We start from the raw sequence: 25,857 nt of genomic DNA, 5'->3' as shown, positions 1-25,857 counted from the left end.
CAACAGGCACCGATCGCCTACGAACAACAGTCAGCTACCCTGACACTTGCCGCATAACGACACGAACAGGTGTCCACTCTCCGGGGGCAAGGCCCGATCCTGCACGCCCTCAGCCCTGGGATGCTGCCCTCGACCGCCATGGTCGGGGGCAGCGTCGCGTTACTGGCTGATGCGCTGCGCGGCACGAGCGGCTTGGCCCGGTACCCAGGCTCGGACCTCGCCGGGCTGTACGTAGAGCACGTTCGGGTTGTGACTGTGCGGCCCGTAGCCGCTGGAGGCGTTGACGAGCAGGTATGCGCCTGGGGGAACGTGCCAGTTCCAGAACCAGGCGTCCTGCTGCCGCCCGGTGTCGCACCAGGTCACGACGGCTTTTGAGCCACGGCGTGCGTGCTGGTAGACCCGTGTCACCTGGAGGAGTTGCCCCTGTCCGGAGCTTCGTTGCTGCTGGAATGCCTGCCACTGCGCCGCGAGGGCAGCCGTGCACTTGCGGCGTGAACGGACCGTCAACGCGACTGTCACGGCGACGATGGAGGCGATGACCATGAAGGCGCCAGGGCTGGGGGGCATTGCCGCATCCTGCATCGTTCCATCAACGGGCGGCAAACCATCCAGAGCATCGAAGACCGAACGGCCACTTCACCCGAGAAGCAAGAAAGTCCGGCACCTCCAACTGGGAGGGTGCCGGACTGCGATCGTCGAGAGCTTTGCGCGGGACGTTAGATGGCCGGCGCGCGCAGAAGCCGCTCGCGGGTGGCCTCGGGCAGCACTCGCCGCAGGACCGGTGCGGTCGAGCTGAGGGAGGCGGCGAAGGCGGCGACGAGATCGTGCGGGACGCTGGCGGCGAACGATGCCGCCCACAGACACGGTGCGCCGAGCACGGGCTCGGCCCACGCCTGCCATCCGGCCGGCCCCGTCTCATCGTCCTCGGCGACGAGGGCACGCGGGTCGGCGTCCTGGATGAGGGGCGGGACCTCGCCGAGGCTGATGTGCGAGGTGAACGTCGGGTCCGTCGCCGCCGCCTGGGGCTGGTCGATGTCGCGGAACCATCCGTGGGCGGAGACTGCTTCGAGGACTAGCTCGGCTCCGGCGAGCGGAACGGCGGGCTGGTCGCTCGCGTCGAGCGCGACGAGGAAGTCGACCACCGCCTCGCCGGGAACGTCGCGGGTGAAGTAGGCCGACCACTGGGCGAGCGGGCTGCTCGCCTCGGCCCGGGCGGAGATCTGCCAGGCGATCGGCAGCTCGCCCAGGTGGAACGCCTCGTCCGCCAGGCCCCACTGGGCCCAGCGCAAGGCGTCGGGGCTGATGTGCAGGACGGTGCTTCGCAGGACCTGGCGGTCCTCCGGTGCCTCGTCCGGCTCGTGGCGTCCGCGGACGATCGTCAGGCACGTCCAGCCCAGGCCGGCGAGCGTGTCGGCGGCGACGTCGTAGAGGCGCCCGTCATCGCCGGCCAGGTGCCGGGGACCGACCCAGAACGCGGGCTGGCCGCCGCGCGAGGTGGACGAGTCGGGCGGGAAGTCGGGGTACAGGGGCGCCTCCAAGGGCTCGGTGCGTATCTAGTTGCCGCCGGCGCGGCGGCGGGGGCGGCGCGGGGGTGCCTGGACGGGGCCCTGCCACGTCAGGGCAATGGCGACCTCCGGTGGCAGGTGGCCGAGCTGAGCGTCCTCGTCCCGCCCTTCGGCGAGGTAGACGACGGTCCGGCCGGTCTCGTCGACCGACTGCAGGACCTGCGCCAAGCGGTGCGCCATCGGGAAGAACGGGTTCATGGCCTGGCGGACCGGAACACTGCGGTCGCAGCCGGACAGCAGGTCGATGAGATCGCCGACGGTCATCTCCGGGGACGTCACGAACAGCCTCCTGGGGTGCGGGAAAACGGGGGGCAGTGGAACGGGCTGGCCTTCGGTACGGCCAGCGCTCACAGGGCGGGCGTTACCTGTCGGTTTCCGCGCTGTCAGAGGCGGCGTGAGGTCTCCAGCACGCGCGCCACAGCGGCGGCAACGATGTCGGCCGGCGTCTCGGTATCGAACGACAGGTGGTAGCCGCGGACCTTGGCGGTGCCGGTGACGGCGATCTTCCATCCCTCGCCGTCCGTGCCGGGGCGTCCGAGCGGGAACCAGCCGAGGTAGAACCTGCCGTCCTTGGAACTGACGTGCACGTTCGCGCGATCATCGACGATCAGGTGGAAGTCCTCGGCGGAGAACTGGTCCATGACCAGGGTCGGCTGACCGGGGCCGAGCTGCCACTCCCGCCGTCGCAGGGCTTCTACGGTGGTGGAGAAACCGGGGCCCGCAGGGGCTACGATCACGGGCAATCACCTCTCTGACCTGGGGTTTCTTGCAAGGTCGTCTACGTTGACATGCCCTCGCACCCGTTGGCCAGTCTTTCCGCGATCTTTCCAGTCTGCCCCCGGCGAACTTGTCCTTTGTCATCCAATCGAGGTGTTTGACAACGAACTCAGTCGTTTCGGCTTTTTTGACAGTGAACCTAGTCGTGCGGGGTGAGCACGCTGGGGGTGTTGGATGGCCATACCGGCTGGGGCGGACGGGGCCGTGCCGTACGTCGAGGTGTCGTGCATGGAAGGCCGGCGCGAGCGTCGACGGCGTCCGCTGTTGGACTGCGTGTCGGTCAGGTTCGAGGAGGCGGTTCCGGTACGGCCGTTTCGGTGGCCGCCGGGTGGGCGCCATTTCCCGGGCTGGTACTGGGCGGCGACGACCGGGCAGCATGTCGGCTTCGAGTCGTGGCTGGAGCGGGACCATCTCGTGCTGATGGGCGAACTGGCCTGGGACCACGCCCGTCAACAGGCCCCGAGGAATGGGAACGAGGCACAGATCGCGGATGCGGCAGCCGCCCTGTTCAAACGCGCCCACGACGGCCCCCCGGACGAGAAGGACCCTCCGGCAAAGCGGTCCCGGCGGGATCGCCGGATCGCCGCCCGCACCCGGGCGACCGCCCCAGGGCGGGAGATCCCCGATCCGCCGGCCGCCAGCAAACCGATGGATGAGGACACGGACACCTCGTTGGCCGAGGTTGTCCCGCTGGGCCTGTTCGACCCGTTGGCCGACCCCTGGAGGCGCCCGTGACCATCCCCTAGCCAGCGGCCCGCCGCACCGTATTGCGGGAGGCCGAAGCCGAGGCCGGGCGGCAGCTGAACACCCTGCCCGGGTGGCGAAGGTTCATCGACGGGCCACCCGAACCCCCGGCTCTGTCGTCCCGGAGCGCTTGGCAGCGGATGCCGGCGTCCGAACGGGGCCTCTACGACGAGGACCGCCTTGACCACCAAGCCCGCATACTCACGGTCGCCACCTCGTTCGTCGAGACGACGGCGATCTGCGGCCGACGGCTGGTCCTGCTCAACCGCCACGCGATCAGCGCCCGCCGCGGGCTGATCATCTCCGGCCTCGCGGGAACCGGCAAGACCATCGCCATCACCCAGTTGGGGTGCTCCCACGAACTCCTTGACCAGGCTCGGCACCCACAGGTCACGGACCGCATCCCGGTCGTCTACGTCACCGTCCCGCCTGCCGCGACCGCCCGCATGATCGCGACCGAGTTCGCCCGCTTCCTGGGCCTGCCGGTGCGGGCACGCTCGAACATCACCGACATCATCGAGGCCGTGGTCGGTGTCTGCACCGACACCCGCACCGGGCTGGTGCTGGTCGACGAACTCCACAGCATCTCACTCGCCAGTCGCCACGGCGCCGAAGTCGCCGACACGCTCAAGTACTTCTCCGAGCGCCTGGCCGCCACCTTCGTCTATGCCGGCATCGACATCGCCGAATCCGGCCTGCTGTCCGGGACACGGGGCGCCCAGATCGCCGGCCGCTTCACCCTGATCCCCTCCCGCCCCTTCCCCTACAACAGCGAATGGAAGGGCCTGGTCGCCGCCATGGAGGACACCCTGCGGCTGCACGACCACCGCCCCGGCACACTCACGCGCCTGGACCGCTTCCTGCACGACCACACCGGCGACATGATCGGATCCCTCTCCCACGCCATCCGCGGAGCCGCGGTCGACGCCATCCTCACCGGCACCGAGAAGATCACCAAGAAGAGCCTCCAGGCCATTCCGCTCGACCACACCGCCCACACCACGGCGTCGCTGGCCACGAAGACCGCCACGCTCCGATGAACAGCGAGCTACCACCCCGGTTCGCACCGCTGCCGGTCCGGCTCCGTCCCTGCCTCGGAGAGTCCGCCAACTCCTACATCCGGCGTCTGGCTCGCGCCAACCATCTCAAGCCCAGCTTCCTGCACTGCTATCTCTGCGGCCCACCACAGTGGTTCGGCAAGCCGCTCCTGGAAAACCTCGCCACGGCCGCAGGGCACTCGCCCGAAGTACTCGAACGTGCCCTCGCTGACGCCGACGCCCTGGGCGGCACGAACAGACCACGCCGACGCCTCCCCACAAAGAATCCCTTCACCAGGCGCCCGAGCCTGGCCCACCGCATCACTCAAGAGGCCCTCAAAGGCGCACAAATCCGCACGCTCGCCAAGCGCTACAACCTCCGCCGCTGGGACGTCCGCCTCGCCCTGGAGATCCCACGCCTCACCACTGCAGAGACAGGTCCGCTGACCGACCCCATCACAGGCGAACTCGCCGACCTGATCGAAAGCATGATCAGCAGAAGGCTCAACGGAAGGCAGATCTGGACAGAACTCATAGACCACCACGACTACTTGGTCACATACGACAGCATCCGCCACTACATCCGATACACACGATCCCGACAGCGCCAGCACGAGCAGAATCGTTGACATCCAGATGCGGGGCGCGCCCGCCGCGGGCCATTAGCGACATTCGTACAAGACCGGCAGCCGCCGCCCCCCGCACTATCGCTCCATGAACGCCCACGACGCACAGCACGCGCAGCCGATGCATGTGGACCGTGACGGACCGCGGGACGCGCCGCCACTGCTGCTCATCCACGGATCTGGAGCCTCGGGCGCCTCCTGGGGGCCGGTGGTCCCGGCCCTCGCCGCCCGTCATCATGTCGTCCGGATAGACCTCCCGGGCTGCGGCCAGTCCCCGCGCGCCACGTCCTACGACGTTCCGGCGCAGGCGGACCGCGTGGCGGCGCTGCTCGACGAACTCGGGCTGCGCGCCGTCACCGTGGCCGGCCACTCCAGCGGCGGATACGTCGCCACCGCGCTCGCGGAGCAGCGCCCCGACCTGGTGGGTTCGCTGGCGATGATCAGCACCGGCCCGCGCCTCGACGCGCTCCTGCCGCAGCCGGCCATCCTCCGCGTGATGCTGGCACCGCCCTTCGGGCCGCTGCTGTGGTGGCGGCGTTCGGATGCGATGATCCGCAAAGGCATCGGCGCCACGCTCGCCGGGCCTGCGCCCATGCCGCCCGGCATGGTCGCCGACGTGCGGAGTACCACGTACCGCGCGTTCCGCAAGGTGCTGCGCGAGAACACCGCGTACCTCGCCGAGCAGTCCGTGCCCGAGCGGCTCGCCGCTCTCGGGCTCCCGGTGCTCGTGGTCTTCGGCGCCGCCGATCCCCGGTGGGATCCGGCGTCGGCGCGCCAGTACGACATCGTGCCGGGCGTGCGGGTCGAGATGCTGCCGGGCGTTGGGCACATGCCCATGCTGGAAGCGCCCGAGCCGGTGGGCCGGCTGCTGCTGGACTTCGCGACCCTGTGCGCCGGAACCCCGCCGGCAGGCCCGGCCTAGACTGGTGCCGTGTTGTCGCAGGGCGTGCCACCCGCGTGGTCGGGCGTTGACATCGCAGTACCGGAGCCTTCGGACCGGCTGCCGGGCATCAGCATGGCCGGATTCCGCCACCGTGTCCCCGCGCCCGTCGACATCGCGATGGTCGCGCATCCGTCCGTCACCTTGCTCATCGATCTGAGCGACGATGACGGCCTGGTTTACGACACGCAGGGGCGGCACGGACGCGGCAGTGTCGTGATCGGCCTGACCCCCGGGGAGCTGCGGGCGTCCGGCCTGGTGGGCGAGTGCCTGCAGATCCGGCTGCAGCCGGGTGTGGCGGCCGCAGTGCTCGGCTCGTCGGACGGGGTCAGCGGGAGCGTGGAGCCCTTGGCGGACGTCTGGGGCCGCGACGCCGGGCGCTTCGAGGAGCGGCTGCGTACAGCCGGATCGTGGGACGAGCGGTTCGCGATGGCGGCGGACGCCGTCCGCCGGCGGATCGGGGACGGCCTGCGGGTCGATCCGGAGGTCGCCCACATCTGGAGGCGGACGGTCGCCAGCAGGGGCCGGATGCGTATCGACGGCCTGGCGGACGAGGTCGGCTGGAGCCGCAAGCGCCTGTGGGCGCGCTTCCGGGCGCAGCTCGGCGTCACCCCCAAGCGGGCCGCCCAGCTGGTGCGGTTCGACCATGCGGCCCATCTGCTCGCGGCGGGTGTCCCTCCCGCCGATGTCGCGGCCGAGAGCGGTTACGTCGACCAGTCCCATCTGCACCGCGAAGTGAAGGCGTTTACGGAGCTCACGCCGACTGCCGTCGCCGCCGCGCCGTGGCTGGCGATCGACGACGTCGCATGGCCGGACTCCTGGCGGGCAGGGAGGCCCGTGACAGGTGGCGCACGCGGTTCCGGCCAGCGCTGAACCGCCCAGCCGCGGCCCTCACTTTACTCCCGACCGACAACTGTCCTTTGACATCCAACCTAGTCGCCCCAGGTCAGGGCATCGCACCGGACTAACTTGGCTGTCAAAGGACAACTGCCCATTGACATCGAACCCAGTCGTTTTGTGTCCCGTCTCATGCGAATTGGCCCCTGCCTCAGATGATCTGGTCCGATTCGCTCGTCGTCTCAGGTGATCTGGCCCGTCGACGCTGCTCATGTCACGCGAGACCTCGACCGGCATGCCGTGGAACCCCGGGGTTTCGGTGAATGCACGCGCCAATATGGTGGGCCGATGACGTCGATCAAGAAGTTCCAAGTCACCTTCGACTGCGCAGAACCTGAGCGCCTCGCTCGCTTCTGGTGCGAGGTGCTGGGGTACGTCGTACCGCCGCCGCCGGAGGGGTTTGCCACTTGGGACGATTTCAAGGGCTCGCAGCCATCTGAGCAGCGGGATTCGTGGTTCGCCTGCATTGATCCCTCAGGTGTGGGCCCGCGGCTGTACTTCCAGCGCGTCCCCGAGGGGAAGGCCGCCAAGAACCGGGTGCATCTTGACGTGCGGGTCGGCACCGGACTCGTGGGTGAAGAGCGCCTCGCCGCACTTGAGGCTGAGTGCGCACGGTTGGTCCCGCTTGGCGCGGTACACGTGCAAACGCTGTACGACGGCAACGATGCGTGCATCCCGATGTGATCTGGTTCTCAGGGTGTACGAAGCGGGTGCTCGCTCGTTGGGGTGACACCTGCCGCAAGCCGTGCTCGGCTGCTGGGGCGAGCGTTGCCGATGCAGGTGGTGCAGACGTCGCGAGCGTCGAAGGGCGGAGGGTCTATGTGCTGCATCAGCTGTGCCCCTCCACGTCGTCGCGCTGGCCGAGCAAGGCGCTGAGCACCAACTGCGCCTCGCGGCCCAGCCGTCCGCTGAAATGTTCCAGGACAGCGTCGTAGGAGTAGCCGACGTCGACCAAACGCCGCAGCTCGTGCAGAAAGCCGGCCTCGGTGAGTTCCAGACCGAAGACCTCGTGAGTCAGCACGCCGACGTTCTCGCCGTACGTCTCGATGCGAGGCTGCGCGGCTCCGAGCTGCCTGCTGGGAGAGTACGGAACGCCGGGGCTAGCGGGTGCAGGCGCGGCTCAGCGGGCGCGGGTGCCACTGTGGGTGACCGGCGGGAGGGGAGCCGCTTCGGTGGTTCGGCCTGCGGCGCGGGTCGGCGCGGACGCGGTCCAGGCGCCGGGGAACCAGACGGCGGTGTACTGCTCGATGGCGTCGCGCAGCCCTGTGGTGACGGCCCCGTCCCACGGGAGTCGGCCGGGGCGGTGGTGCTTACTGAAGGTGGCGTACTGCTTGGTGTTCGGCCGGGTGTTGGTGGCTTCGTCACGGCGGTGGAAAGTCCCGTGATCCACGAAGCTGAGCGCCACCGCGTCGATCTCGCCGCGTTCCGGGTGGACGACCGCCACACGCAGCCCGCCGTAGGTGCCCGCGTGGAGGGTGCCGGTGAAATCGATCCGCAGCCGCAGCGGTACGCCGGGGACGGGGGCGGCGAAGTAGGTGTTGCCCACGACGGTGCTGGCATGGAAGGGGAGGCACAGCTCGGCGAAGAACTCGGCGGCTTGCAGGGGCAAGAGGGGGCCTCAGTCGGGGTCGGGTTTCCTACCGGTGAGGGCCGGGCAGGGCCGGTCGGCTGGTGGTGCTCCAGCGCGGGACGCTGGCTGTGGGGAGCGCGGCCGGGCGGCGGGATGAGACGGCCCGCTGCACGTCGAGTGGAGTGGGAGCCGAGGGGCCGGGCGCGAGGATCTGGGTGAGCTGGGCCATGCCCTTGATGTAGCTGGAGGTCTCTTCGCGCCATCGGGGCAGTGGAGCCGGATCGGCGACGCACTCGGTGACGGCGGTGAGCAGGGCGACGGGGGTGTCGGTGCTGGCCGTGGCATACCAGACGGGCCGGTCGATGGACTTGCCCGCCCACAGCTGCCAGCGGGCGTCCCGCGTTGTCAGCTCGGCTTCCGGATCGAGGGCGCCGGTGGTGAACCGCATGCCTGCGAGGCTGTCCGGGGCCCGGACGTCGAGGACGCCCCAGCGCGGGCGGTCGATCTTCCAGCCCTGTTTCAGGAGCGGGACGACGGCGAGGAAGGGGTCGTGCTCGTCGGTCCCGGAGACCGGCCGGGCGAGGTAGGCGTCCGGCCCCTGCTCGTACGCCGTGGCGAGGACGGTGGTGAATGCATGGACGAACTCGGTGGGGACGCGGTCGTTGAAACAGACGCCCCATGCCGGCGGGCCGAACGAGTCCTTGTAGGCGTTGATACGCCAGAGTCCGTCGTCCTCGCCTTCGGGCAGGTAGCCCAAGCGCACGCGCCGGTCGGGGGCGCTCACGTACACGTTGGAGTCCTCGTCGTACCGCAGGTCCCAGCCGAGTTCGAGCAACGGGGCGAGGGCGGGGTCGCCGGTTCCGGTGGTGGAGGCGAGATGGCGCGGGGAGACGTAGACGTCGGTGTCGCGGCGCGGATCGGGCCGGGTCATCGGTCTGCCCTCGTGGTGACGGTGATCTCGTCGGCGGCGGTATCGAGGCGTTCGGTGACCTCGGTGGTGGTACGGCCGGTGACGATGTAGAAACCGGCCCGCGCGGTGAACAGGTCGCCCTCGGGCGGCAGGAGGAGCTGGTCGCCGATCTCGCGGGTCCACTGGACCTGCCGCAGCCAGGGGGTGTGGGCGGCGAAGGGCTGGTTGATGTGCCGTGCGGTGAGGGTGCCGGAGGTGTCCGGGTAGAGCATGCGGATGCCCGCTGCCCCGCTGCGGGTCGGGGTGAGGTCCGGCGCTCGGCCGCAGGCGAGATCGGCAGCAGCCCGGGGAAGCTCGACTCCGGTGGCGAGACGGACGAGGTGGCCGATCATGTCGCCGCCGATGCGTGCGTTGACCTCGATCAGCCGGGGCCGGCCATCCACGAGACGCAGTTCGACGTGCTGCACGCCGTCGGTGATCCCCAGGGCCTTGACCGCAGAAGCGGCGGCCGGGGCGACCTGGGCCAGGAGCGGGTCGGCGGCATCGACGGTGTGCCCGGTCTCGTCGAAATGCGGCGCGGGCCCCAGGTGCTTGCGGGTCACGGCGACCGCAGTCGTCACGCCGCGATGGGTGACGCATTCCACCGAGACCTCCGGCCCGTCCAGGTACTCCTCCACCAGGACGCCGGTGTCCTCGCGGCTGCGGCTCGCGGCGGCCGAGGCGAACGCGAACGCGGCGGGAAGTTCTTCGGGACGGTCGACGCGGATCACGCCGATGCTGCCCGCGAACGCAGCCGGTTTGATGACGGCGGGGTAGCCGAGCGTCATCGTCGCCAGGCCGGCCTCCAGCAGGGTCCGCGCCTTCATCGAGGCGGCCGAGGGCACCCCGTGGCGGGCGAAGAGGGTGCGGGCGGTTGCCTTGTCGCGGCAGGCCCGCATCACCCCGACGGACGGTGAGGACAGACCGAGCGCGTGGGCGAAGAGGGCGGTGGGGACGAGGTGCCACTCGTCCCAGGTGACCACGCCGGCAAGGTCGTGGCGCTCGGCCAACACCCGGCCGCCGGCGAGCAGCGCTGCGGGGTCGCTCAGATCGACCACGGCGTGGTCGACGACGAACGGCTTCTCCCACGACGGCTCAGCGCCAGTGAGCAGGACGACGTCGTACGCGGCGGCCACCTGCTCCAGGCAGTAGCCGCGATAGATCTCGTCTCCGGGAGAAACGACGAGCACGAGGGAACGAGCGGACAAGAAGGGTTTCTCCGTATCGATGGACGGCAGGACGAGCGAGGAGTGAAGGGTGTCTCAGGCGGCACGGCGGCGGCGTAGCTCAAACGCCCCGGCCCAGTGGGGGTGGTCGTCAATCAGGCAGCGGGCGTAGAGGGCGGTGTAGTTGTTGTTCAGCCCGGTGACTCCGTGAGGGAGCTGGCGGCGCAGGTCCTCGAACAGGTCCTCCAAGCTGACCCGGTGGCGCCGGCGGCCAGGCGGCGGGCGGCCATGCGTTCCAGGGCCCGCAAGACGTGCGGACTGTGGGCATTGAAGGTGTGGCACTGCTTGGTGATGGCGGCCGGTCGCGCGGTGCGTTCCGAGGGCGGCGATGGGCATGGGGTTCTCCACTAGCTGGGGGCGCAGCAGCGTCAGGTGCGCAGGGCGGGATCGGTTCGCAGGCGGGCGAAGGCGCAGAACAGACCGAGGGCCTGCAGGACCGCGCAGACGGTGATGACATGGTCCAGCGCGTCGGGCGGGGTGAGTGCGGTGAGCACGCCGGCGACGGGGAAGGGCAGCAGGAGGATGAGGATGGTCGCCGACAGGGTGCTGCCGAACTTCTCCGGCGGGATCAGGCGGCAGCGAAGGGTGCGCAGGACGACCGTCATGCCGCCTTCGCCCGCCATGAGGACCGCGACCAGGACCAGTTGGGAATGGTAGTCGGGGGCCTGGGCGACGGCGAGACAGGCGAGGGCGGCGCAGGCGGCGCCGACCCGGCCACAGGCCGAGGCGGTCGAGCGTGAACCGGCAGACGGTGACGCTGAGGAGCGTCGCTGCGGCAGCGGCGGACCAGACCAGGCCGACGGCAGTGGTCGATTGCTCGAAGTGCTTGACGACGATCACCGGGCCGGCTGCTTGGAGAAGGCCGGTGGCCAGGGTGGACAGGGTCAGCCCGGTCACGAACCAGCCGAGCGCGGGAAGCGAGCGGATGGTGCGCCACCCGGTGAGGAATCCGGCACCGGACTGCCCCTTCGGCGCGCGGGCCGGGGCGACGGGCGAGGGCGGGGTGCGCAGCGAGAGCAGCGAGAGCAGCGAGAGCAGCGAGAGCAGCGAGAGCACGGTAATCACCACAAGCATCGACAGTGGCCCGGCGAGCAGGAGTACTCCGGCGAGCGCCGGGCCGGGCCAGGGTCGCGGTCTGGTCGATGCCGAGCAGGACGGCCTGGACTCGTGGGCCCGCCGTCCTGCGCGGCGGCCGGCGGCGGCGCCCGCGGTCTCGGCCGCGATGTAGCTGAACTCGGTGAACACGCCGGTCGTCGCCGCAAGCACCATCACGGTCACGCTCGCCACGGTGCCGGTCGGGTGCAGGTGAAGGATGACTGTGCCGAAGGCGAGGGCCAGCGCGCGTCCCAGGGAGGCCAGGTGGAAGACGACGGCCGTCCCACGCCGGTCGACGATCGATCCGGCCCACCCGAACGCAGCCAGCCGCGGGATCCACTCCAGGGCGAACGCCGCGCCCGTCAGCGCGGCGGATCGCGTCGTGGCCAGGACCAGCAGCGGGATGCCGTAGGTAAACATCGCGGACGCCAGGGCGTCCGCCGTGCGCGGCAGGTAGATGCTGCGCCAGCCCGGCGGTGTGGCGTGCATGCGGGGGTGTGACCGCTGCGCTCACGCGACCGGCTCGGGCTCGGGCTCGGGCTCGGGCAGCCTGGCTACCTGAAGGTTGTCGGCCAGCCACTGGATCAGGAGCGTGCGGGGACGGGCCAGGTCCGCCTCAGCTCCGTCGCCGGTCAGCGGGAAGGGACCGCCGGCGCGCTCGGTGGTGAGCGAGGGGGCCAACAGGTCAAGGACGTGCCGGATACGGCTGCCGAACTCGCAGACGGGGGCGGGGACGGCGTGACGCCGGGCCCAGCGGGCCATCGCGTCGTACAGGTCTGCCAACTCTGTCCCAGCGTCCGTGAGTTTCTGACCGGCGCCGGGCGCGACCCGGACGAGACCGTGGGCGCGGGCCGTCTCGGATGCGCGTCGCAGTTGGTGCGAGGAGAGGTCGGGCAGGGTTCCGGCCAGCCGTCGCGGAGGTATGGCACCCGTTGTCGTCGATCTCGGTGACCAGGCGGATCAAGGAGCGCGAGGCCAGCAGTTCGACAGCGTGGCGGGCTTCGGCAGGGGTGAAGAGGGTGCTCATCGGCGCGGGCCTCCTGCCGGGATGGCTGCCTTCGGGCGGGCGGTCGTGGCGTGCGAGAAGAGATCGCGGTGGTGCCACGCCGGAGAGAACCCGACCGTCCGAGCGGGTGGGAGCACCGCGGGGGCCGGCCGTGACTGGGTGCTGACCCACGGCCTCGGCGCGGGCTTCGCCTGCGGGTGTCCCCAGACCGGGTGCTGGGCCGCCTGGCCGAGGGGCTGCCCGGCGCACCACGCGGACAGGGCGCCGAGAACGGGGCCCAGGCCGTGTCCGGCCACGGACAGCCGGTAGGGCAGGCCGGTACCGTCGGTGTCGACCAGGCCGTCGGCGACGAGTTGCCTCAGCGGCGGATAGATGTTGGTCCAGTCGCTGCTGGGCATCACGATCCGGGCCAGAGCCCGGCCGCTGACCTCCTGGCGGGACTTGAGCACCCACAGGATGGCGGCGGCGTGGCGCCGGGTGAGGAGGGTGAGGCTGTCCTCGATCTGCTCGATGGCGGGCAGCGGGCGGTCCGTGGTCTCCAGGTGTTCCTCGGCCCAGGTGGCGATCATCGGCAGGACCGGCAGCAGGGCTGCGCCACGCTCGGTGTGGCGGTAGGTCACGTGCCGTGCGGTGTGTTCGGTGCGCTCGACGAGCCCGGCGTCGCACAGCGACTTGAGCTTCGGGTGGAGCTGGCCGTCCTGCAGCCAGGACACCTTGGCCGCCAGCTCGCTGTAGCGCAGCGGCGGGCCGGAGAGTGCCAGCAGGATCCTCACGTTCCAGCGCGGGGTGATCATGGCGAGTGCCTCGGTGACCCGGGCGATGTCGGCTTCGGTGTCACGGGGCAGAGCGGTGTTGGCCAAGGGAGGAACTCCTGGGTGATTGAAGGGGGGATCGCCTGCGGGTCAGCGGCTGTGCGCCGGGCTCTGCGCCGGAAGGGACGGAGCTGGAACGGGCGGCGAGGCAGTCGGTGGGGCCGACGCTGGGGCCGGGACGCGTGCCAGGCTCTGCAGGACGGCGGCGACCGACTTGGCCTGGACGTCGCGGACGGCGACGGCTTCAGCGAGCCGACGGGAACCGTCGAGGAGGTGGGAGACCTCGTACGGGCCGATCTGCCGCTCGGGGTGGACGAGCCGGGCGAGGCGGTCGCGGTGGAAGTCGATGCTGCGCTCGGCGAGGGCGAGGTCGTCGTGCATGCCGAGCAGGGCGGAGAGCATGCCGGGCGGCTGATCCTGAGCGTGGGCGGTGAGGTCGGCGAGCGGCACGCCGTACAGGTCCTCGATCCGTCCGGCTGTCTCGGTGGACGTGAGGTGGGGCAAGCGGGGCTTTCAGGGTCGGCGGGCCCGGGCCGCCCCGGCACGCGGGGGTGCCGGGGCGGCGGACGGGGGCAGGGTTGCGGTGGCCTTGAGCTGCGTCGTGCGGAAGGGCCCGGCCGCCTGAGCGGGCGAGGGCATGGTGCGCAGCAGCTCGCCGAGGGCGGCGCGGTAGCCGTCGCGGGCCTCCAGCGCTGCTTTGAGCCACTGCGCGTCGGAGCGGAGCTTGTCCGCCGACAGCTCGCCCATGTCGCGGTCCGGATCCGTGTCGGTGTGCACGCGGTCGCGGACGCGGGCGACCTGCTCCTCGGTGAGAGCCAGGAAGGAACGCAGTTCCAGGGCACGGGCGAGCGCGGGCGAGGTGTCGTGGCCGGCAGCCGCCTCGTACAGCTCGGATACCGGGTTCCCGAAGACCTTCTGCAGGTCGGCATCCATGGTGCTGGCCTTGTCCCGGCTCATCGGGCGGCCCTTGCCTCCCGCCACGCCGTCGCCGGTGCGGGTGCACCCGCGGGCCGGTGGGGGGCGCTGGTCTGCACCGCCGGCCCGGTTCGAGGCCGAAGGCGGGCGAGGTACTCTGCGGCGAGGTCCTTCTTCCCCGGAGCGTCCGGGTCGAGGAGCCATCGCACGACCATGGCCCGGCCGTCGCGTAGGGTGACGGCCGCGTCCACCCGGTGGGCGAGGCCCATCGTCGGGTCGTCGACCTCGCGGGGCTGGGTTTGCAGGGCGGCGAGGAGGTCGTCCTCCGCCCGGTCGAGCACGGACTGGGCCTCGATGAGAAGGCCGTGCCACTTGACGACGTCGGTGGCGTCGGGATTCGCGGTCGGCGCGGCGGCGACCGCGGCCTTCAACTGGTCCATGCCCATGTCGAAGCGCACTTCGATCCGTTCGGTGAGCACGCCCACGACGTCCTCAGACTCATCGGATATGCCGTCGGACAAAAAGGGAAACTCCTTTTCTGGAAGAGCCGCTGCCGGGGGGAATGTGAGGGGCGGCCGTGCCCGGCAGCTCATCTGCTTTCGGGCCACCTGCTGGCGGTCTGTCAGTCGAGGCACATTCGGACGTCGCGGTAGACGTACGTGCCGGAGACCCAACCCTTGACGCCGGTCGTCCTGTCCGTGATGTAGAGCCAGTTGCCGCTCTTCCTGGACACACTGAACTTGTGGCTCTTGTAGAGCACGCCGAGCGCGGTGGACTTCGAGTCGGCCTTGGACCGGATGGTGACGGCCGTGGCGTGCACCGCGTACGGCAACGACGGCAGGTCGTAGCAGCCTCTCGCGGAGGCCGCAGCTACAGCGGTGGGGGCTGCGCCGGCGGTGGTGGCAGACAGCACCGGCAGCGCGAGCGCGCCGAGCATCGCCGCAGATATGGCAATTCGCGTGGAGCGCATGCGGAAGAAACCTCCGTGAAGGCATGGGATTTGCGGGGAAGGGCGCAGCGGGTGTTGTCCCGGCGGCTGTATAAGAGTCCGGAGAATCGCCGGTTTGGCTAACCGGCGATCGTCGGCTATATTCCGCCGCCCGCGTCGGCCGTGGCGCTCAGCGCGAACGGCCGGGCGGTCGCGGAGCGGGGCCCTTCACCACACCGGCCGGGCGGCTGGCGGCGGCTGCCGGGCGGACCGGCGGGAGAAGTCCGGCCTCGCCGGTGAGGCGGTCGTCGCACCACTGCAGGGCCTCGCCGAGCATGTCGAAGCCGCCCTCGCGCAGAGTGTGCGTCCACGTCTCGGTGTCGACCTCGTCGACCACGACGCGGAACGGCGACGGGGCTCGCTCGTCCAGGGCTCGCAGGGCAACGACGACGACCCTGTCGTCCGGGTCGTCGCTGGTGCAGGAGTAGCCCATGGCGTAGTGGTCGCCGTCGCCGGCGAGGCGTCGCTCCAGCGCCCGCGTGGCCTCGTCCGCCGGCGGCGGGCCCAGCTCGGGGTCGAGGCCGATGGCATCGTGCGGACAGCCGCGGTGGATGAACCAGGACTGTGCCATCGCGGGCAGCGGCAGCGGGGCCTGCTCGAAACTGAACGTCCGCTTCTCGTGGTCCCGTTGCAGATGCACGGCAAGCACCTGTGGCATGCCGGGGTGTCCCAAGGTGGCGGTGCGGTCGAACAAGACGTAGTAGCTGTGCGGACCGTCGTGGTGTTCGGCCAGGGGGATGAGCATGTCCTCGTGGACGGCGACCTTGCGGTAGAAGTCGAGGCACTTCTCCTCGTCGGCGTCGAGGTCGTGCAGATCGAAGTCGACTTGGGGGATGGGCTTCCGGACCGGCACCGGTTCGGTGGGAGGCAACAAGAGCCTTTCGGTGGGGTTCAGCGCCGCTGCGCCGGGGTGGACGGCGATGCGCCGGGGCGAGCCGAGGCCTTCGGCGCCTGCGTCGTGGAGGTCCGGCGGGCGGCGAGCAGCGCGGCTCGTCCGGCGTCGGTGAGCGCGACCATCTGGCCGGCGTGCACGGGATGGCCGGTGTCCCGGACGACCAGGCCGGCGTCCTCCAGCCGCTGCAGCCTGGCGTGGGCGATGCGGGTGCCGGAGGCAGCTGTGACGGACATCCGGCCGGTCAGCAGGTGCTCGTAGAGCTTTGCGCCGCCGGCGATGGCGAGCAGCGCCGCCTGGTCTTCCGCCGAGAGCTGCTGCGCGTCGGGCGCGGAGGCTACCGTTGCCGCCTCGATGGGCTCCAGGGCGGCGAGCACCTTCCTGGCAGCGGCGTCCCGCGCGTCGGTGGCCTCTTCCAGCTGGTCCACGGTGCGGTCGATGCGCGTGAACAGGGCCCCGTCGACGTCGAACTCGCCGCTGGTAAGGCGGTTGAGGAGGCGCAGGTAGAAGATGACGCCGGTCTGAGTTTTGGCCAGTTCACGGTGCCGGTCGACCAGTTGGGCGTGCTGCTCGTCGAGGAGGCTGCGGTCGCGGTAGGCCCACAGGGTGTCGATGTCGTGGCCGGTGACGGCTTCGACTCGGTGGTCGAGCGGGGAGAGCGCACGCCGGACAGATGCCGGCGCGGGTTCAGGGGGCATAGGCGACGCTCCGTGCGTTCAGCGGGTGTGATGGTGTGCGGGGTTCTGTGCGGGACGGGGCAGACCCGGCAGTGCGGTGGGCGGCAGCAGACCGGGCCGGGGCACGGGAGTGCGGGTGGTCAGCTGCGGGGAACGGGAGCGGGCCGCGTGGGTGCGGGCGCTCAGTGGCCGGCGGGTCATCCCCAGGCGGTGGCCGACCTCGTCATAGACGTCGTTGCCCGCACGCGGCCGGACCGCGACGACGTGGATCTCCTTCGAGTGCACGGACTCCGCGGGTGCCGGACGGACGCCATAGACGACGCGCCAGTCCCTGCGCGAATCCACGAACAGCTTTCGATAGCCCTCCAGATCGCCGTCGAGGCGCAGCCCGAAGCGCTGCGCGTTCACGACATCCTGCAGGTAGACGAGGGTGAGGTCGCGGATGTCGCTGGGGGCCTGGAGGAGATCGGTCAGCGCGCGGGGGTCAAAGCTCAGTCCGAAGGCGGGCTGTCCCTGTCCCGGGTTCATGACGTCGGTTCGTCCGGCTCGGCGGCTTGTGTCGTGGCCGCCGCCGTCTCCGTGCGCACGGACGGCGGCGGGCCGGGCAGAAGACGGTGCGCGGGCCGGTCGGGAGAGGTCATGCAGGCCGACAGCGGTCCGCCCGGCGCGCGGATCGCCGCGACAGCGTGGGTGAGGAAGTCCCGGTGCCACACGAACAGGCCGGAGAGCCCGGCTTCGGGGTCCTTGTGCTGCTGGTAGGCGAGCCACAGGGCGTGGAGCCAGGCCACGACGTCGTCGTGCTCCTGCCACTGCAGGCACCAGGGCGCCGCGGTGGTGACCTCCGCCCCGTACACCGGGAGGAAGAAGTCGTCGACCCAGTCCGACAAGGCGTCGAGTTCGTCCTCCCGTTCCTCCCCGTCCAGTTCCAGGATCGGGCGGGGCTCCGGTGGAGCAGTGGCCGGCGGCCCGCCGAGTCCCGGCATGCCGAACGCGGCGAACGGCGATCCGCTCGGCGAAGGGGCGGACGCGAGGTGGTCGAGCTGCTGAGCCTGTTGCGCCGACTGCTCCATGAGCCGCCGCACGCTCGCCTTGATCCCCTCCAGCTGCGGATCCAGAATACGAATCGGCTCCAACTCGCCGTCGTCAGAGGATTTTACGGATTCGGGCATTGAAAGTTCGGCCTCCTACGAGACACGGAATGAGGGAAGGCGGAAGCACCCTCGCGCGGCCCCGCCGGCGGATTACACGTCCGCTCCGGCGGTATTCCGCCGACGGCTGCGCATGGGAGCCGGTCGCGTTGGCGACGGGAAAGGCCGCGGCTCAGGCGGTGAGACTCACGTCGTCCTGCGTGAGGGTTGCGCGGATCGTCTCGGTGAGCCGGTCGGCCGCGATCGACGCGTAGTGCTCGGTCTTCTCCACGCCGATGAAGTCCCGGCCTTCCAGCAGGGCCGCGACGCCCGTGGAGCCGGAGCCGGCACAGAAGTCCAGCACTGTGCCATCCTCGGGGCTGATCTTGACCAGCTCGCGCATCACCTCGACCGGCTTCTGCGTGATGTGCTGGCGCTTCGCGCCCGAGGGCTGCGACGCCGAGTACAAGCCGGGCAGGTAGACAGGGTTGCGGGAGCTGTCGATCGGCCCCTTGCTGGCCCAGACGATGAACTCGCAGTTCTGGGTGAACCGGCCCTTCTGCGGCCTGGCCTGCGGCTTGTGCCAGGCCAGCACACCGCGCCACAGCCACCCGGCCGCCTGGATCGCGTCCGTCGTGATCGGGAGCTGGCGCCAGTCGGTGAACAGCAGCGCGGTGCCGCCGGTCTTCGTCAGCCGGTGGGCTTCGGTCATGATCTGCGTCAGCCAGAACCCGTACGACCTCTGGTCCATGTTCTCGCCGGTGAAGTCGGCGAGGTTGTTCTTGGAGTCGGCGGATGTGTACTTCTGCTTCGCGGAGCGAGTGGTGCGCTCCTTCGCTGTTCGCCCGCCGGAGTTGTACGGCGGGTCGGTGATGACGGAGTCGACGCAGCCGTCCGGGAGGCCGGTGAGAACGCTGAGGGCGTCGCCCTGGTGCAGGGAAAAAGGCAAAGAGGAACCCCAATTCGGGTGCGGAAAAGCGGAGGGAACTACCCGTCTCTCGCAGGAGTCCTCGCGAGCCGAAAGCGGGCATGCAGAAGCCCAGGGCCACGGACCGAGGAGGGCGAGGGGGAGTCCAAAAACTGTAGAGGCGAAACTGCCGACGACCAAGAAGCGCGTTGCTGAGGTGCCGGATTCCGACACCTTGCACCGGCTTTTTGGTCAACCGCCGATCTGGGCCTACTGTTTTTGAACCGCCCGGCGCACACCGCCGCTGGCTACTCCCCCGCCCCACCTCACGGAGATACCCCCTGCCCCGGCACACCTAGCTCACGGCCCGGCCTCGCGGAGCGAGCGGCAACTCGCACCGGCCCGCCTCTGATCGCCCGCCCCGGCCACCGCGCCCTTCCCACAGGCCTCGCGCACGCGGCTCGCCGGACACCGCACCCCCAAGGACACGCTCATGACGTCTCGCTACCCGCCCCTGCCCGAAATCGCTGACCGGCGAGCGGTCCGCTCGGGGTGAAGGGGCTCGCCGCCGGCATCGGCGTCGTCTTCCTCTCCCCGATCCTGATCGCCGGCACCGGCATCATGCTGGCCTCCTCCGCCGACGCCGTGCAGAGCAACAGCTCCCTCAGCAGTTGTCTGGCCGACATCGACACCGACAAGGTCGCCGAACAGGTCACCAAGATCCTCGACGGCGCGTCCGGCAAAGACGTACACGTCGAGGGCCTGGACCTGCCCGCCGAGCAGGTCTTCAACGCCCAGACGATCGTGGCCACCGGCCTGTCGCTCGACGTCCCCGAGAAGGGACAGATCATCGCGCTCGCCACGGCGATGCAGGAGAGCCGACTGCGCAACCTGAACTACGGGGACCGCGACTCGCTCGGCTTGTTCCAGCAGCGTCCGTCCCAGGGCTGGGGCAGCGCCCAGCAGATCCGAGATCCGGTCTATGCCTCCGAGCAGTTCTACAAGCACTTGCTCAAGGTCGAGGGGTGGCAGCAGATGACCGTCACCCAGGCCGCCCAGGCAGTTCAGAAGTCCGGGCTGCCGGACGCCTACGCGCAGTGGGAGAAGCTGGCCACCGCGCTCCAGGCCGCCATCGCCAAGACCTTCCCCGGCAGCGATGGCGAGGACGGCAAGGACACGGACCAGGACCAGCAGTCGGCCACGACCGGCTGCGCGCCGGCCCAGGACGGTTCCGGCTTCGGCCGCATCCCCGAGGGGAGCGTCCCGAAGGGTTACTCGATCCCCAAGGACGCGGATCCGAAGGCGCGCAAGGCCATCGCCTGGGCGATGCAGCAGCTCGGGACGCTCTACCAGTGGGGCGGCTCCTGCACCGACCCTCACGGTCCCGACCCGATGGGCCGCTGCGACTGCTCCAGTCTGATGCAGCAGGCGTACGCCCACGCCGGCGTGACACTCACCCGCACCACGTACACCCAGGTCAACGAGGGCAAGGCGGTCTCGCCCGCCCAGCTCAAGCCCGGCGACCTGATCTTCAGCCGCGGTAGCGCCGCACGGCCCGAGCACGTCGGCATGTACATCGGCGAGGGCCTCGTCATCGAGGCACCCCGCACCACCAAGCCGGTTCGGATCACCCCGATCAAGGACTGGACGATCCTCGCCGCCCGCCGCGTCCTCTGACGCCGCACCCGCCCTGTAGGTTCCGGGTTGACTTGTCGTTGTCCGGCCATTCTGTCGGCGGCTTGTCGCCTGCCGGTGCAAACCCACAGGTCGACTGTCCGACCCATCTGTCGGCCCAACCCAATCGGGCCCTCCGCCCGAAGAATCCGACAAGTTCGCTGGACCCTTCCGCCGACAAGTCTCCCGGACAACCGCCCAAAGCCGCAGGTCATCCGGGCACCAGACGACAAGTAGAACCGGAACCTACACGCCCGGCATCGCCCCGGGCGGCCCAGCCCCCGGCCAATCCCGCGCCCTTCGCGCACCTCCCTCTCCGCTTTCGCCTTCCCCGCCAGCCCTCGCTGGGCCCGCGTATGCAAGGAGTCCCGCCACCCCTATGTCCGTCCCTCTCGCAGACCGCGTCATGCAGCTCGCCTACGACCCAGGAATCTCGCCCAAGGCCGGTGGCTTGCCCGGCCTGAACGTGCTGAAGAACGTCGTCAACAGCATCAACATGTTCGGAATCATCGCCGTCGTCGGCGCCCTGGCCGTCTCGCTCGGCGTGTGGGCCTGGGGCCACCACACCGGTGGACACCAGGCCGAAGCCAACGGCAAGAAGGGCGCGGTCGTCGCGGCCGGCGCCGCTCTCGGTCTGGGTGCCGCGAACGGCATCGTGGCCTTCTTCTCCGCCCTGGGGTCGCAGGTCCACTGATGCAGAAACGATTCCCCGCCTTCTCGCTGTCCTCGTACGGCGCGAGCTGGTCGGCCAATCGGCGCATCGCGATCGTCGCCGCCGCCGTCGCCGCCCTGCTCGCCATCGCCGGGATCGTCGCTCTGCTGACCGGCGGCGGGAACGGTCACCAGGACCCGGACACCACCGCGCCCGCCCCGACCGGCAGCCCGTCCGCCGCCGAAGCCGCACCGAAGTCGTCCTCCGGATCCGGTTCCGTGCCCGAGCCTCCGCAGATCGCCGAGCCGGTCGCCTACGCCAAGGCAGCCGCGCAGATGCTGTGGGCTTACGACACCCGCGATACCAGCCGGGACCAGCAGCTCGCCGGCATGCGCGCCTGGATGACCACGGAGACCAAGTACGCCGACTGGGCCTCGGTCTCCGGCCAGGTGCCCGATCCGGTGCTGTGGTCGCGGATGGCCGACCAGGACCAGCACGCCACCGCCCACGTCACCGAGGGCCACTACCCCTCCGCGTTCAAACAGGCGCTGGCCGAGGACCCGTCGGCGATCACCGAGGCGTACATCTACGTCGTCACCGTCAACGGCAAGCAGACGCTCAGCTGGAAGAAAGGCGGCGGCGGAGCCGAGGAGCGTGCCGTGACCCTCGCCGTCCAGTGCCACCCAAACCACGACTGCACCCTGGCCGCCATCGCCCCGAGCGTCACGCAGTGACCCGCGCCTGAGACACGAAAGGAGGAGTAACTCCTCGTGGGTTTCTGTGATTACCCCCTGGCAGACAAGCTGTGCGCCGTCGGCGACGCGGTGGATTTCGCTACGGACCCCGGCAAGGCCATCGGCGGCTGGATGGCGAAGTCCGCCGGTGAACTGGCAGCCGCCGCAGCCGATCTGGCCGCCGAGGCGGTCGACACAACCACCAAGGTCGACCTCAACGCGACGTGGTTCGTCGACAACTACGAGATGTTGCTACCGCTGGGACTGGTCCTGCTGGTGGCCACGTTCTGCGCGCAGCTGGTACGGGCCGCCGTCCGGCGCGACGGGCAGGCGCTGACTCAAGCGTTCACCGGCACCATGAGCGGTGTCCTGTTCGCCTTCTGTGCCATCGCCCTGACTACGGTGGCCGTCGAAGTGGTCGACGCCGTCAGCGACGGCCTGTTCAAGACCGCCCACCTGAGCATCGAGTCGGCCGTGCGCCGCATCGTGAAGGTAGACCAGATCGGATCGCTGGCGGGCTTGGGCTGGCTCGTCCCGGTCGTCGCCGGGCTCGGCGCCGCTATCGGCGCGTTCCTTTACTGGTGCGTGATGATGGTCCGCAAGGTCGGCATCCTCGTCATGGTCACGCTGGCCGTCTTCGCCTCCGCCGGCGGCGGCTGGGAGGTCGCGCGGCGCTGGCGCAAGGGCTGGATCGAGGCCACCGCCACCCTGGTCGTCTCGAAGCTGCTGATGACCGTGATCTTCGTGCTCGGCATCGCCGCCATGGGCAAAACCGAGGCCAAGGACGGCATCGCCGCCCTCGCCGACGTCATGTCCGGCATCGTGATCATGATCCTGGTGCTGCTGTGCCCGTACGCGGTCTTCAAGTTCGTGCACTGGGCGGCCGACGGAACCGACGGGGAGTCCATCCACCGTGCCGGTGGCGCCGGTGCGCAGATCGCGAGGGCGCACGCCGAGAAGGCCGCTCGCAAGGCCGCCGCAGCCGCGGCAACCGCCGAAACCGGTGGTGCCGCTGCCGGAGCGGGTGCCGCACCGCAGGGTCCCGACGCCGGCGGCGGCTTCCCCGGCGACGTCGCCGCCAACCCGGCCGGCGGAGGCAAGGAAGGTTCGCACAGCGGCGGAACAGGCGCCTCGTCCGGTGGCGATGCCATCAAGTCCGGTCTGGAGAAGGCCGTCCAGCCTGCGCCGACGAGCGTGTCCGACGACACCAGCGGCCAGGTGGGCGGCAGCCCGGGACCTGGCGGATCCGGCGCGAGCGCGGCGTCAGGGCAGAGCGGCGGATGGCAGTCCACTCCGCTGACCACCAGCCCGCCGCCGCAGGGCGCACCGCCGTGCTCCGGCTCGCAGAACGTCCCGTCCAGCGGCGCGAGCGGACCCCCGTCGCAGCCTCCGACCGGCCTCTGAATCCCCTGACCGACTCCCGGGGGCGGGACGTGCACGCTCGCTCCCGCCCCCGGGTTCCATCCGCGTCTCCAGGACCCGCCCCATGACTGATCTCTCCGTCGCCCCGGTCACGGTGAAGTTCCCGTACCGGTCCCGCCGCGGCATCCTCCTCGGCCTCTCCCTGCCCCAACTCGTGCTCGTTTCCTGCACGCTGGCGCTGCTGTTGATGATGGTGGTCTCCACCGGACTGCTCGGTGCCGTCGCCCTGGCCCCGCTGTGGACGGCATCCGGTGCGCTCGTCGCGATCCGCCGGCACGGCCGCTCCCTGATCGACTGGGCGCCGATCGTCACCCGGTACGCGCGCCGACGCCGCACCGGCCAGACTCTCTGGCTCGCCCGGCCCGTCACCCGGCCCCGGCAGGACGGCGTCCTCCATCTGCCCGGCACCGCCGCCTCCCTCAAGGTCGTCACCCCCGGGGACTCCGCTAACCAGGCCGCGGCCGTCCACGACCCTCACCAGCAGACCCTGACCGCCATCGCCCGCGTCAGCAGCCGCGCCTTCGCCCTCCTCGACCCCGCCACCCAGAACCACAACGTGTCCAGCTGGGGACGCGCGCTGGCAGGCGTCGCCCGCACCGGGCACATCGCCACCGTCCAGGTGCTGGAACGCACCGTCCCCGACAGCGGCGACACTCTCACCCGCCACTGGATGCAGAACGGGCAGCCTCAGACCCCCGTGGCCGGACAGATCTACTCAGAACTGGTCGCCTCGGCCGGGCCCGCCGCCGCCCCGCACGAGACGTACCTCGCCATCTGCCTCGACCTCAAGGCCGCCCGGCGCCTGATCAGCCAGGCCGGCGGATGCTTGCCCGGGGCGTTCACCGTCATGGAGCAGACCACCGCGTCCGTCGCGCAGGCCGCCCGCAACGCCGGACTCCAGGTCACCGGGTGGCTGACCGCGCAGGAGATCGCCGCCGTCATCCGCACCGCCTACGATCCGAAGGCCCTCGCCGCGCTCCAGCAGTGGTCCGAGACCGGCCGCGCCGAGGCCGCCCCCGCCGCCGCCGGGCCCGTCGTCCAGTTCGAGGAGTACGACCGCCTCGCCACCGACAGCGCGCGGCACGCCACCTACTGGGTGGAGAACTGGCCGCGCACCGAAATGGGAGCCGGATTCCTGCACGGGATCATGTTCACGGCCGGCGTGCGCCGCAGCTTCTCCCTCATCTACGCGCCGCAGGGGCTTGAGTCCGCCCTGCGGGACGTCCAGCGGAAGAAGGCCGCGATCATCGCCGACGCCAACGAACGCGCCCGCCGCGGACAGGTCGATTCCGAAGAGGATTCCGTCGAGTACGCCGACGTCAAGCAGCGCGAGCGCCAGCTCATCGCCGGGCACGCGGACGTGGCCCTGACCGGCCTGGTCACCGTCACCGCCGAGACCGACGCCCTCCTGGACGCCGCCTGCGCACAGATCGAGACCCACGCCGTCACCTCCGGCGTCGATCTCCGCCGGCTCAACTACCAGCAGCCGGACGCCTTCACCCTCGCCGCGCTCCCGCTCGCCCGCACCGCCCCGTGAACCAGCCTCGCCAGTCCGCGCCCTGGCCCACTGCACTCCGGATCACCCGCGACGGGCCCCCGTCGCCGCCCTGCCTGCCGGCAGGAAGGACCACCACCTTTGACCTCTCCCACGCGTCCCGACGACGCGCACCCCTACCTCCGCGCCGCAAGCGCCGGCGTCCGCCACCACACACGGGCCATTGCCTCGGCGGACGCGAACCCACCCAGGCCCGGGGACCGCCTGCACCTAGACGTGCTGCACGCACACTTCGCTGCTCTGCTCCAGCTTCTGGACCGGCTCGCCGACCACACCCGGCCTCCTCACCCGGCCGCAGGCCGTCACCTGGCCAGCGCGCACACCCGACTCTGGCAGGCCACCAGCGAAGTCCACTCCGCCTTCCACCTGCTGCCCGCCAACACCGCGGCAGAAGGCGAGTCGAGCGCCTGCCATCCAGAACGGCTGCCCGAGGGTCCGCCCGTGCTGACGATCTGCCAGCGCCACCTCACCGCCGGGCACGTCGTCCGCCGCAAGACCACCCCCACCGACCTCCGCCCGCACACCACGGCCTGCGTGCGATGAGCACCACCCGCAGAATCGAGGGCCCCCGATGAGCCACCGGCCCGCCCGTCGCGCCCGCCGCGCCTCCGCCAGCCCGCTCTTCATCCCCCACGGCACCGACCGTGCCAGCCGCAAGGCCGCCCGCCGCCAGCTCGCCGAGGCCACCGCCAAAGCCCGCGCCGAAGCCAGCGCCCACCAGAGTGACAGCACGTCTGCCGAGCACCAGATGCCCGCCGCGCTCTACCCACCGAGCGGACGCCCCGGGCCCGCCTCCGCGCGCGGGAACGGTCTGCGGCTGCCCGCCCACCGCATGACCACCGCGGTAGCGGCCGGCGCCTATCCCTTCCTCGCCGAAGGCGGACTCGGCGCCGAGGGCATCTACATCGGCCGCGACGTCCACGCGGAAGCGTCATTCGTCTTCGACCCGTTCGCGCTGTACGGCCGCGTCGAGGGGGGGCCTTGCCCCCGGAGAGTGGACACCTGTTCGTGTCGTTATGCGGCAAGTGTCAGGGTAGCTGACTGTTGTTCGTAGGCGATCGGTGCCTGTT

At 70.5% G+C, this 25,857-nt stretch carries 30 protein-coding genes and 4 pseudogenes; 13 read left to right on the top strand and 21 right to left on the bottom strand.

What is annotated here, in order from left to right; translation table 11 throughout:
* Positions 1–159 precede the first annotated feature (159 nt).
* The 4 genes from ACFV9M_RS39330 to ACFV9M_RS39315 form a co-directional block, all read right to left on the bottom strand.
* On the bottom strand, positions 160–567 hold the full coding sequence (locus ACFV9M_RS39330) for a hypothetical protein (protein WP_385077251.1): 408 nt from the start codon (positions 565–567) through the stop codon (positions 160–162).
* 149 nt (positions 568–716) lie between these two features.
* Positions 717–1,538 (bottom strand): DUF317 domain-containing protein, encoded by an 822-nt coding sequence (locus tag ACFV9M_RS39325; protein ID WP_385077249.1) that lies wholly within the window; start codon positions 1,536–1,538, stop codon positions 717–719.
* Between the two features lie 15 nt (positions 1,539–1,553).
* On the bottom strand, positions 1,554–1,844 hold the full coding sequence (locus ACFV9M_RS39320) for a hypothetical protein (RefSeq protein WP_385077248.1): 291 nt from the start codon (positions 1,842–1,844) through the stop codon (positions 1,554–1,556).
* 104 nt (positions 1,845–1,948) lie between these two features.
* Entirely contained in the window at positions 1,949–2,302 is a 354-nt protein-coding gene (locus tag ACFV9M_RS39315; RefSeq protein WP_385077245.1) for a DUF317 domain-containing protein, read from the bottom strand.
* Positions 2,303–2,546: 244 nt separating this feature from the next.
* On the opposite strand from ACFV9M_RS39315, the gene ACFV9M_RS39310 reads away from it, so the two are divergent.
* From ACFV9M_RS39310 to ACFV9M_RS39285, 6 genes are all read left to right on the top strand, one after another.
* Positions 2,547–3,077: a hypothetical protein gene (locus tag ACFV9M_RS39310; protein WP_385077242.1), complete on the top strand. Its 531-nt coding sequence runs from the start codon at positions 2,547–2,549 to the stop codon at positions 3,075–3,077.
* Between the two features lie 149 nt (positions 3,078–3,226).
* Positions 3,227–4,126 (top strand): TniB family NTP-binding protein, encoded by a 900-nt coding sequence (locus tag ACFV9M_RS39305; RefSeq protein WP_385077240.1) that lies wholly within the window; start codon positions 3,227–3,229, stop codon positions 4,124–4,126.
* The gene (locus tag ACFV9M_RS39300; RefSeq protein WP_385077237.1) at positions 4,123–4,752 is read left to right on the top strand and encodes a hypothetical protein; all 630 of its coding nucleotides are present in this window, start codon (positions 4,123–4,125) and stop codon (positions 4,750–4,752) included. The genes ACFV9M_RS39305 and ACFV9M_RS39300 overlap by 4 nt, the downstream gene beginning before the upstream one ends.
* A gap of 85 nt (positions 4,753–4,837) precedes the next feature.
* Positions 4,838–5,671 (top strand): alpha/beta fold hydrolase, encoded by an 834-nt coding sequence (locus ACFV9M_RS39295; RefSeq protein WP_385077236.1) that lies wholly within the window; start codon positions 4,838–4,840, stop codon positions 5,669–5,671.
* A 9-nt stretch (positions 5,672–5,680) separates the two neighbouring features.
* Positions 5,681–6,562, top strand: coding sequence for a helix-turn-helix domain-containing protein (locus ACFV9M_RS39290; protein ID WP_385077233.1), 882 nt, complete (start codon positions 5,681–5,683; stop codon positions 6,560–6,562).
* Positions 6,563–6,874: 312 nt separating this feature from the next.
* A complete protein-coding gene (locus ACFV9M_RS39285) occupies positions 6,875–7,270 on the top strand; it encodes a VOC family protein (RefSeq protein ID WP_385077231.1) in 396 nt (131 codons plus the stop codon).
* Positions 7,271–7,415: 145 nt separating this feature from the next.
* Here the strand turns inward: ACFV9M_RS39285 and ACFV9M_RS39280 are convergent, their stop codons facing one another.
* The 17 genes and pseudogenes from ACFV9M_RS39280 to ACFV9M_RS39200 form a co-directional block, all read right to left on the bottom strand.
* Positions 7,416–7,607: a hypothetical protein gene (locus tag ACFV9M_RS39280; protein WP_385077229.1), complete on the bottom strand. Its 192-nt coding sequence runs from the start codon at positions 7,605–7,607 to the stop codon at positions 7,416–7,418.
* A 99-nt stretch (positions 7,608–7,706) separates the two neighbouring features.
* On the bottom strand, positions 7,707–8,195 hold the full coding sequence (locus ACFV9M_RS39275; protein WP_385077226.1) for a hypothetical protein: 489 nt from the start codon (positions 8,193–8,195) through the stop codon (positions 7,707–7,709).
* A gap of 28 nt (positions 8,196–8,223) precedes the next feature.
* On the bottom strand, positions 8,224–9,087 hold the full coding sequence (locus tag ACFV9M_RS39270; RefSeq protein WP_385077224.1) for a DUF317 domain-containing protein: 864 nt from the start codon (positions 9,085–9,087) through the stop codon (positions 8,224–8,226).
* On the bottom strand, positions 9,084–10,313 hold the full coding sequence (locus ACFV9M_RS39265) for an ATP-grasp domain-containing protein (RefSeq protein ID WP_385077222.1): 1,230 nt from the start codon (positions 10,311–10,313) through the stop codon (positions 9,084–9,086). Before ACFV9M_RS39265 ends, ACFV9M_RS39270 begins: the two co-directional genes overlap by 4 nt.
* A gap of 54 nt (positions 10,314–10,367) precedes the next feature.
* Positions 10,368–10,667: pseudogene (locus ACFV9M_RS39260) on the bottom strand (hypothetical protein).
* A gap of 32 nt (positions 10,668–10,699) precedes the next feature.
* Positions 10,700–11,940 (bottom strand): annotated as a pseudogene (locus ACFV9M_RS39255) (MFS transporter).
* Positions 11,937–12,453, bottom strand: a pseudogene (locus tag ACFV9M_RS39250) (regulator). Before ACFV9M_RS39250 ends, ACFV9M_RS39255 begins: the two co-directional pseudogenes overlap by 4 nt.
* The gene (locus ACFV9M_RS39245) at positions 12,450–13,292 is read right to left on the bottom strand and encodes a winged helix-turn-helix transcriptional regulator (RefSeq protein WP_385077219.1); all 843 of its coding nucleotides are present in this window, start codon (positions 13,290–13,292) and stop codon (positions 12,450–12,452) included. Before ACFV9M_RS39245 ends, ACFV9M_RS39250 begins: the two are co-directional and overlap by 4 nt.
* Before the next feature lie 42 nt (positions 13,293–13,334).
* A complete protein-coding gene (locus ACFV9M_RS39240) occupies positions 13,335–13,748 on the bottom strand; it encodes a hypothetical protein (protein WP_385077218.1) in 414 nt (137 codons plus the stop codon).
* 9 nt (positions 13,749–13,757) lie between these two features.
* A complete protein-coding gene (locus tag ACFV9M_RS39235) occupies positions 13,758–14,201 on the bottom strand; it encodes a hypothetical protein (RefSeq protein WP_385102691.1) in 444 nt (147 codons plus the stop codon).
* On the bottom strand, positions 14,198–14,680 hold the full coding sequence (locus tag ACFV9M_RS39230; protein WP_385077212.1) for a hypothetical protein: 483 nt from the start codon (positions 14,678–14,680) through the stop codon (positions 14,198–14,200). The genes ACFV9M_RS39235 and ACFV9M_RS39230 overlap by 4 nt, the downstream gene beginning before the upstream one ends.
* 101 nt (positions 14,681–14,781) lie before the next feature.
* Complete coding sequence (locus ACFV9M_RS39225) at positions 14,782–15,129, bottom strand: SH3 domain-containing protein (RefSeq protein ID WP_385102689.1); 348 nt, start codon at positions 15,127–15,129, stop codon at positions 14,782–14,784.
* Positions 15,130–15,277: 148 nt separating this feature from the next.
* Positions 15,278–16,021, bottom strand: a complete 744-nt coding sequence (locus tag ACFV9M_RS39220) for a hypothetical protein (protein WP_385077208.1) — start codon at positions 16,019–16,021, stop codon at positions 15,278–15,280.
* Positions 16,022–16,038: 17 nt separating this feature from the next.
* Positions 16,039–16,737 (bottom strand): hypothetical protein, encoded by a 699-nt coding sequence (locus ACFV9M_RS39215; protein WP_385077205.1) that lies wholly within the window; start codon positions 16,735–16,737, stop codon positions 16,039–16,041.
* A gap of 18 nt (positions 16,738–16,755) precedes the next feature.
* Positions 16,756–17,244, bottom strand: coding sequence for a hypothetical protein (locus ACFV9M_RS39210; RefSeq protein WP_385077203.1), 489 nt, complete (start codon positions 17,242–17,244; stop codon positions 16,756–16,758).
* Entirely contained in the window at positions 17,241–17,786 is a 546-nt protein-coding gene (locus ACFV9M_RS39205; RefSeq protein WP_385077257.1) for a DUF4913 domain-containing protein, read from the bottom strand. Before ACFV9M_RS39205 ends, ACFV9M_RS39210 begins: the two co-directional genes overlap by 4 nt.
* A 250-nt stretch (positions 17,787–18,036) precedes the next feature.
* Complete coding sequence (locus tag ACFV9M_RS39200; RefSeq protein ID WP_385077202.1) at positions 18,037–18,792, bottom strand: DNA-methyltransferase; 756 nt, start codon at positions 18,790–18,792, stop codon at positions 18,037–18,039.
* 510 nt (positions 18,793–19,302) lie between these two features.
* On the opposite strand from ACFV9M_RS39200, the gene ACFV9M_RS39195 reads away from it, so the two are divergent.
* From ACFV9M_RS39195 to ACFV9M_RS39165, 7 genes and pseudogenes are all read left to right on the top strand, one after another.
* Positions 19,303–20,427 (top strand): C40 family peptidase, encoded by a 1,125-nt coding sequence (locus ACFV9M_RS39195; RefSeq protein ID WP_385077200.1) that lies wholly within the window; start codon positions 19,303–19,305, stop codon positions 20,425–20,427.
* Positions 20,428–20,803: 376 nt separating this feature from the next.
* Positions 20,804–21,118 (top strand): DUF6112 family protein, encoded by a 315-nt coding sequence (locus tag ACFV9M_RS39190; RefSeq protein ID WP_385077198.1) that lies wholly within the window; start codon positions 20,804–20,806, stop codon positions 21,116–21,118.
* Entirely contained in the window at positions 21,118–21,810 is a 693-nt protein-coding gene (locus ACFV9M_RS39185; protein ID WP_385077195.1) for a hypothetical protein, read from the top strand. The genes ACFV9M_RS39190 and ACFV9M_RS39185 overlap by 1 nt, the downstream gene beginning before the upstream one ends.
* 36 nt (positions 21,811–21,846) lie before the next feature.
* Positions 21,847–23,214 (top strand): ATP-binding protein, encoded by a 1,368-nt coding sequence (locus tag ACFV9M_RS39180; RefSeq protein WP_385077192.1) that lies wholly within the window; start codon positions 21,847–21,849, stop codon positions 23,212–23,214.
* Positions 23,215–23,296: 82 nt separating this feature from the next.
* The gene (locus tag ACFV9M_RS39175; protein WP_385077190.1) at positions 23,297–24,769 is read left to right on the top strand and encodes an SCO6880 family protein; all 1,473 of its coding nucleotides are present in this window, start codon (positions 23,297–23,299) and stop codon (positions 24,767–24,769) included.
* A gap of 99 nt (positions 24,770–24,868) precedes the next feature.
* Positions 24,869–25,330: a DUF6238 family protein gene (locus tag ACFV9M_RS39170; protein ID WP_385077187.1), complete on the top strand. Its 462-nt coding sequence runs from the start codon at positions 24,869–24,871 to the stop codon at positions 25,328–25,330.
* A 28-nt stretch (positions 25,331–25,358) separates the two neighbouring features.
* Positions 25,359–25,763 (top strand): annotated as a pseudogene (locus ACFV9M_RS39165) (ATP-binding protein); the annotation flags it as partial.
* Positions 25,764–25,857 lie beyond the last annotated feature (94 nt).

The organism is Streptomyces sp. NPDC059895 (assembly GCF_042731035.1).
In the GTDB taxonomy this organism is placed as follows: Bacteria; Actinomycetota; Actinomycetes; order Streptomycetales; family Streptomycetaceae; genus Streptomyces.
This window is presented reverse-complemented; position numbering and strand designations above follow the sequence as displayed.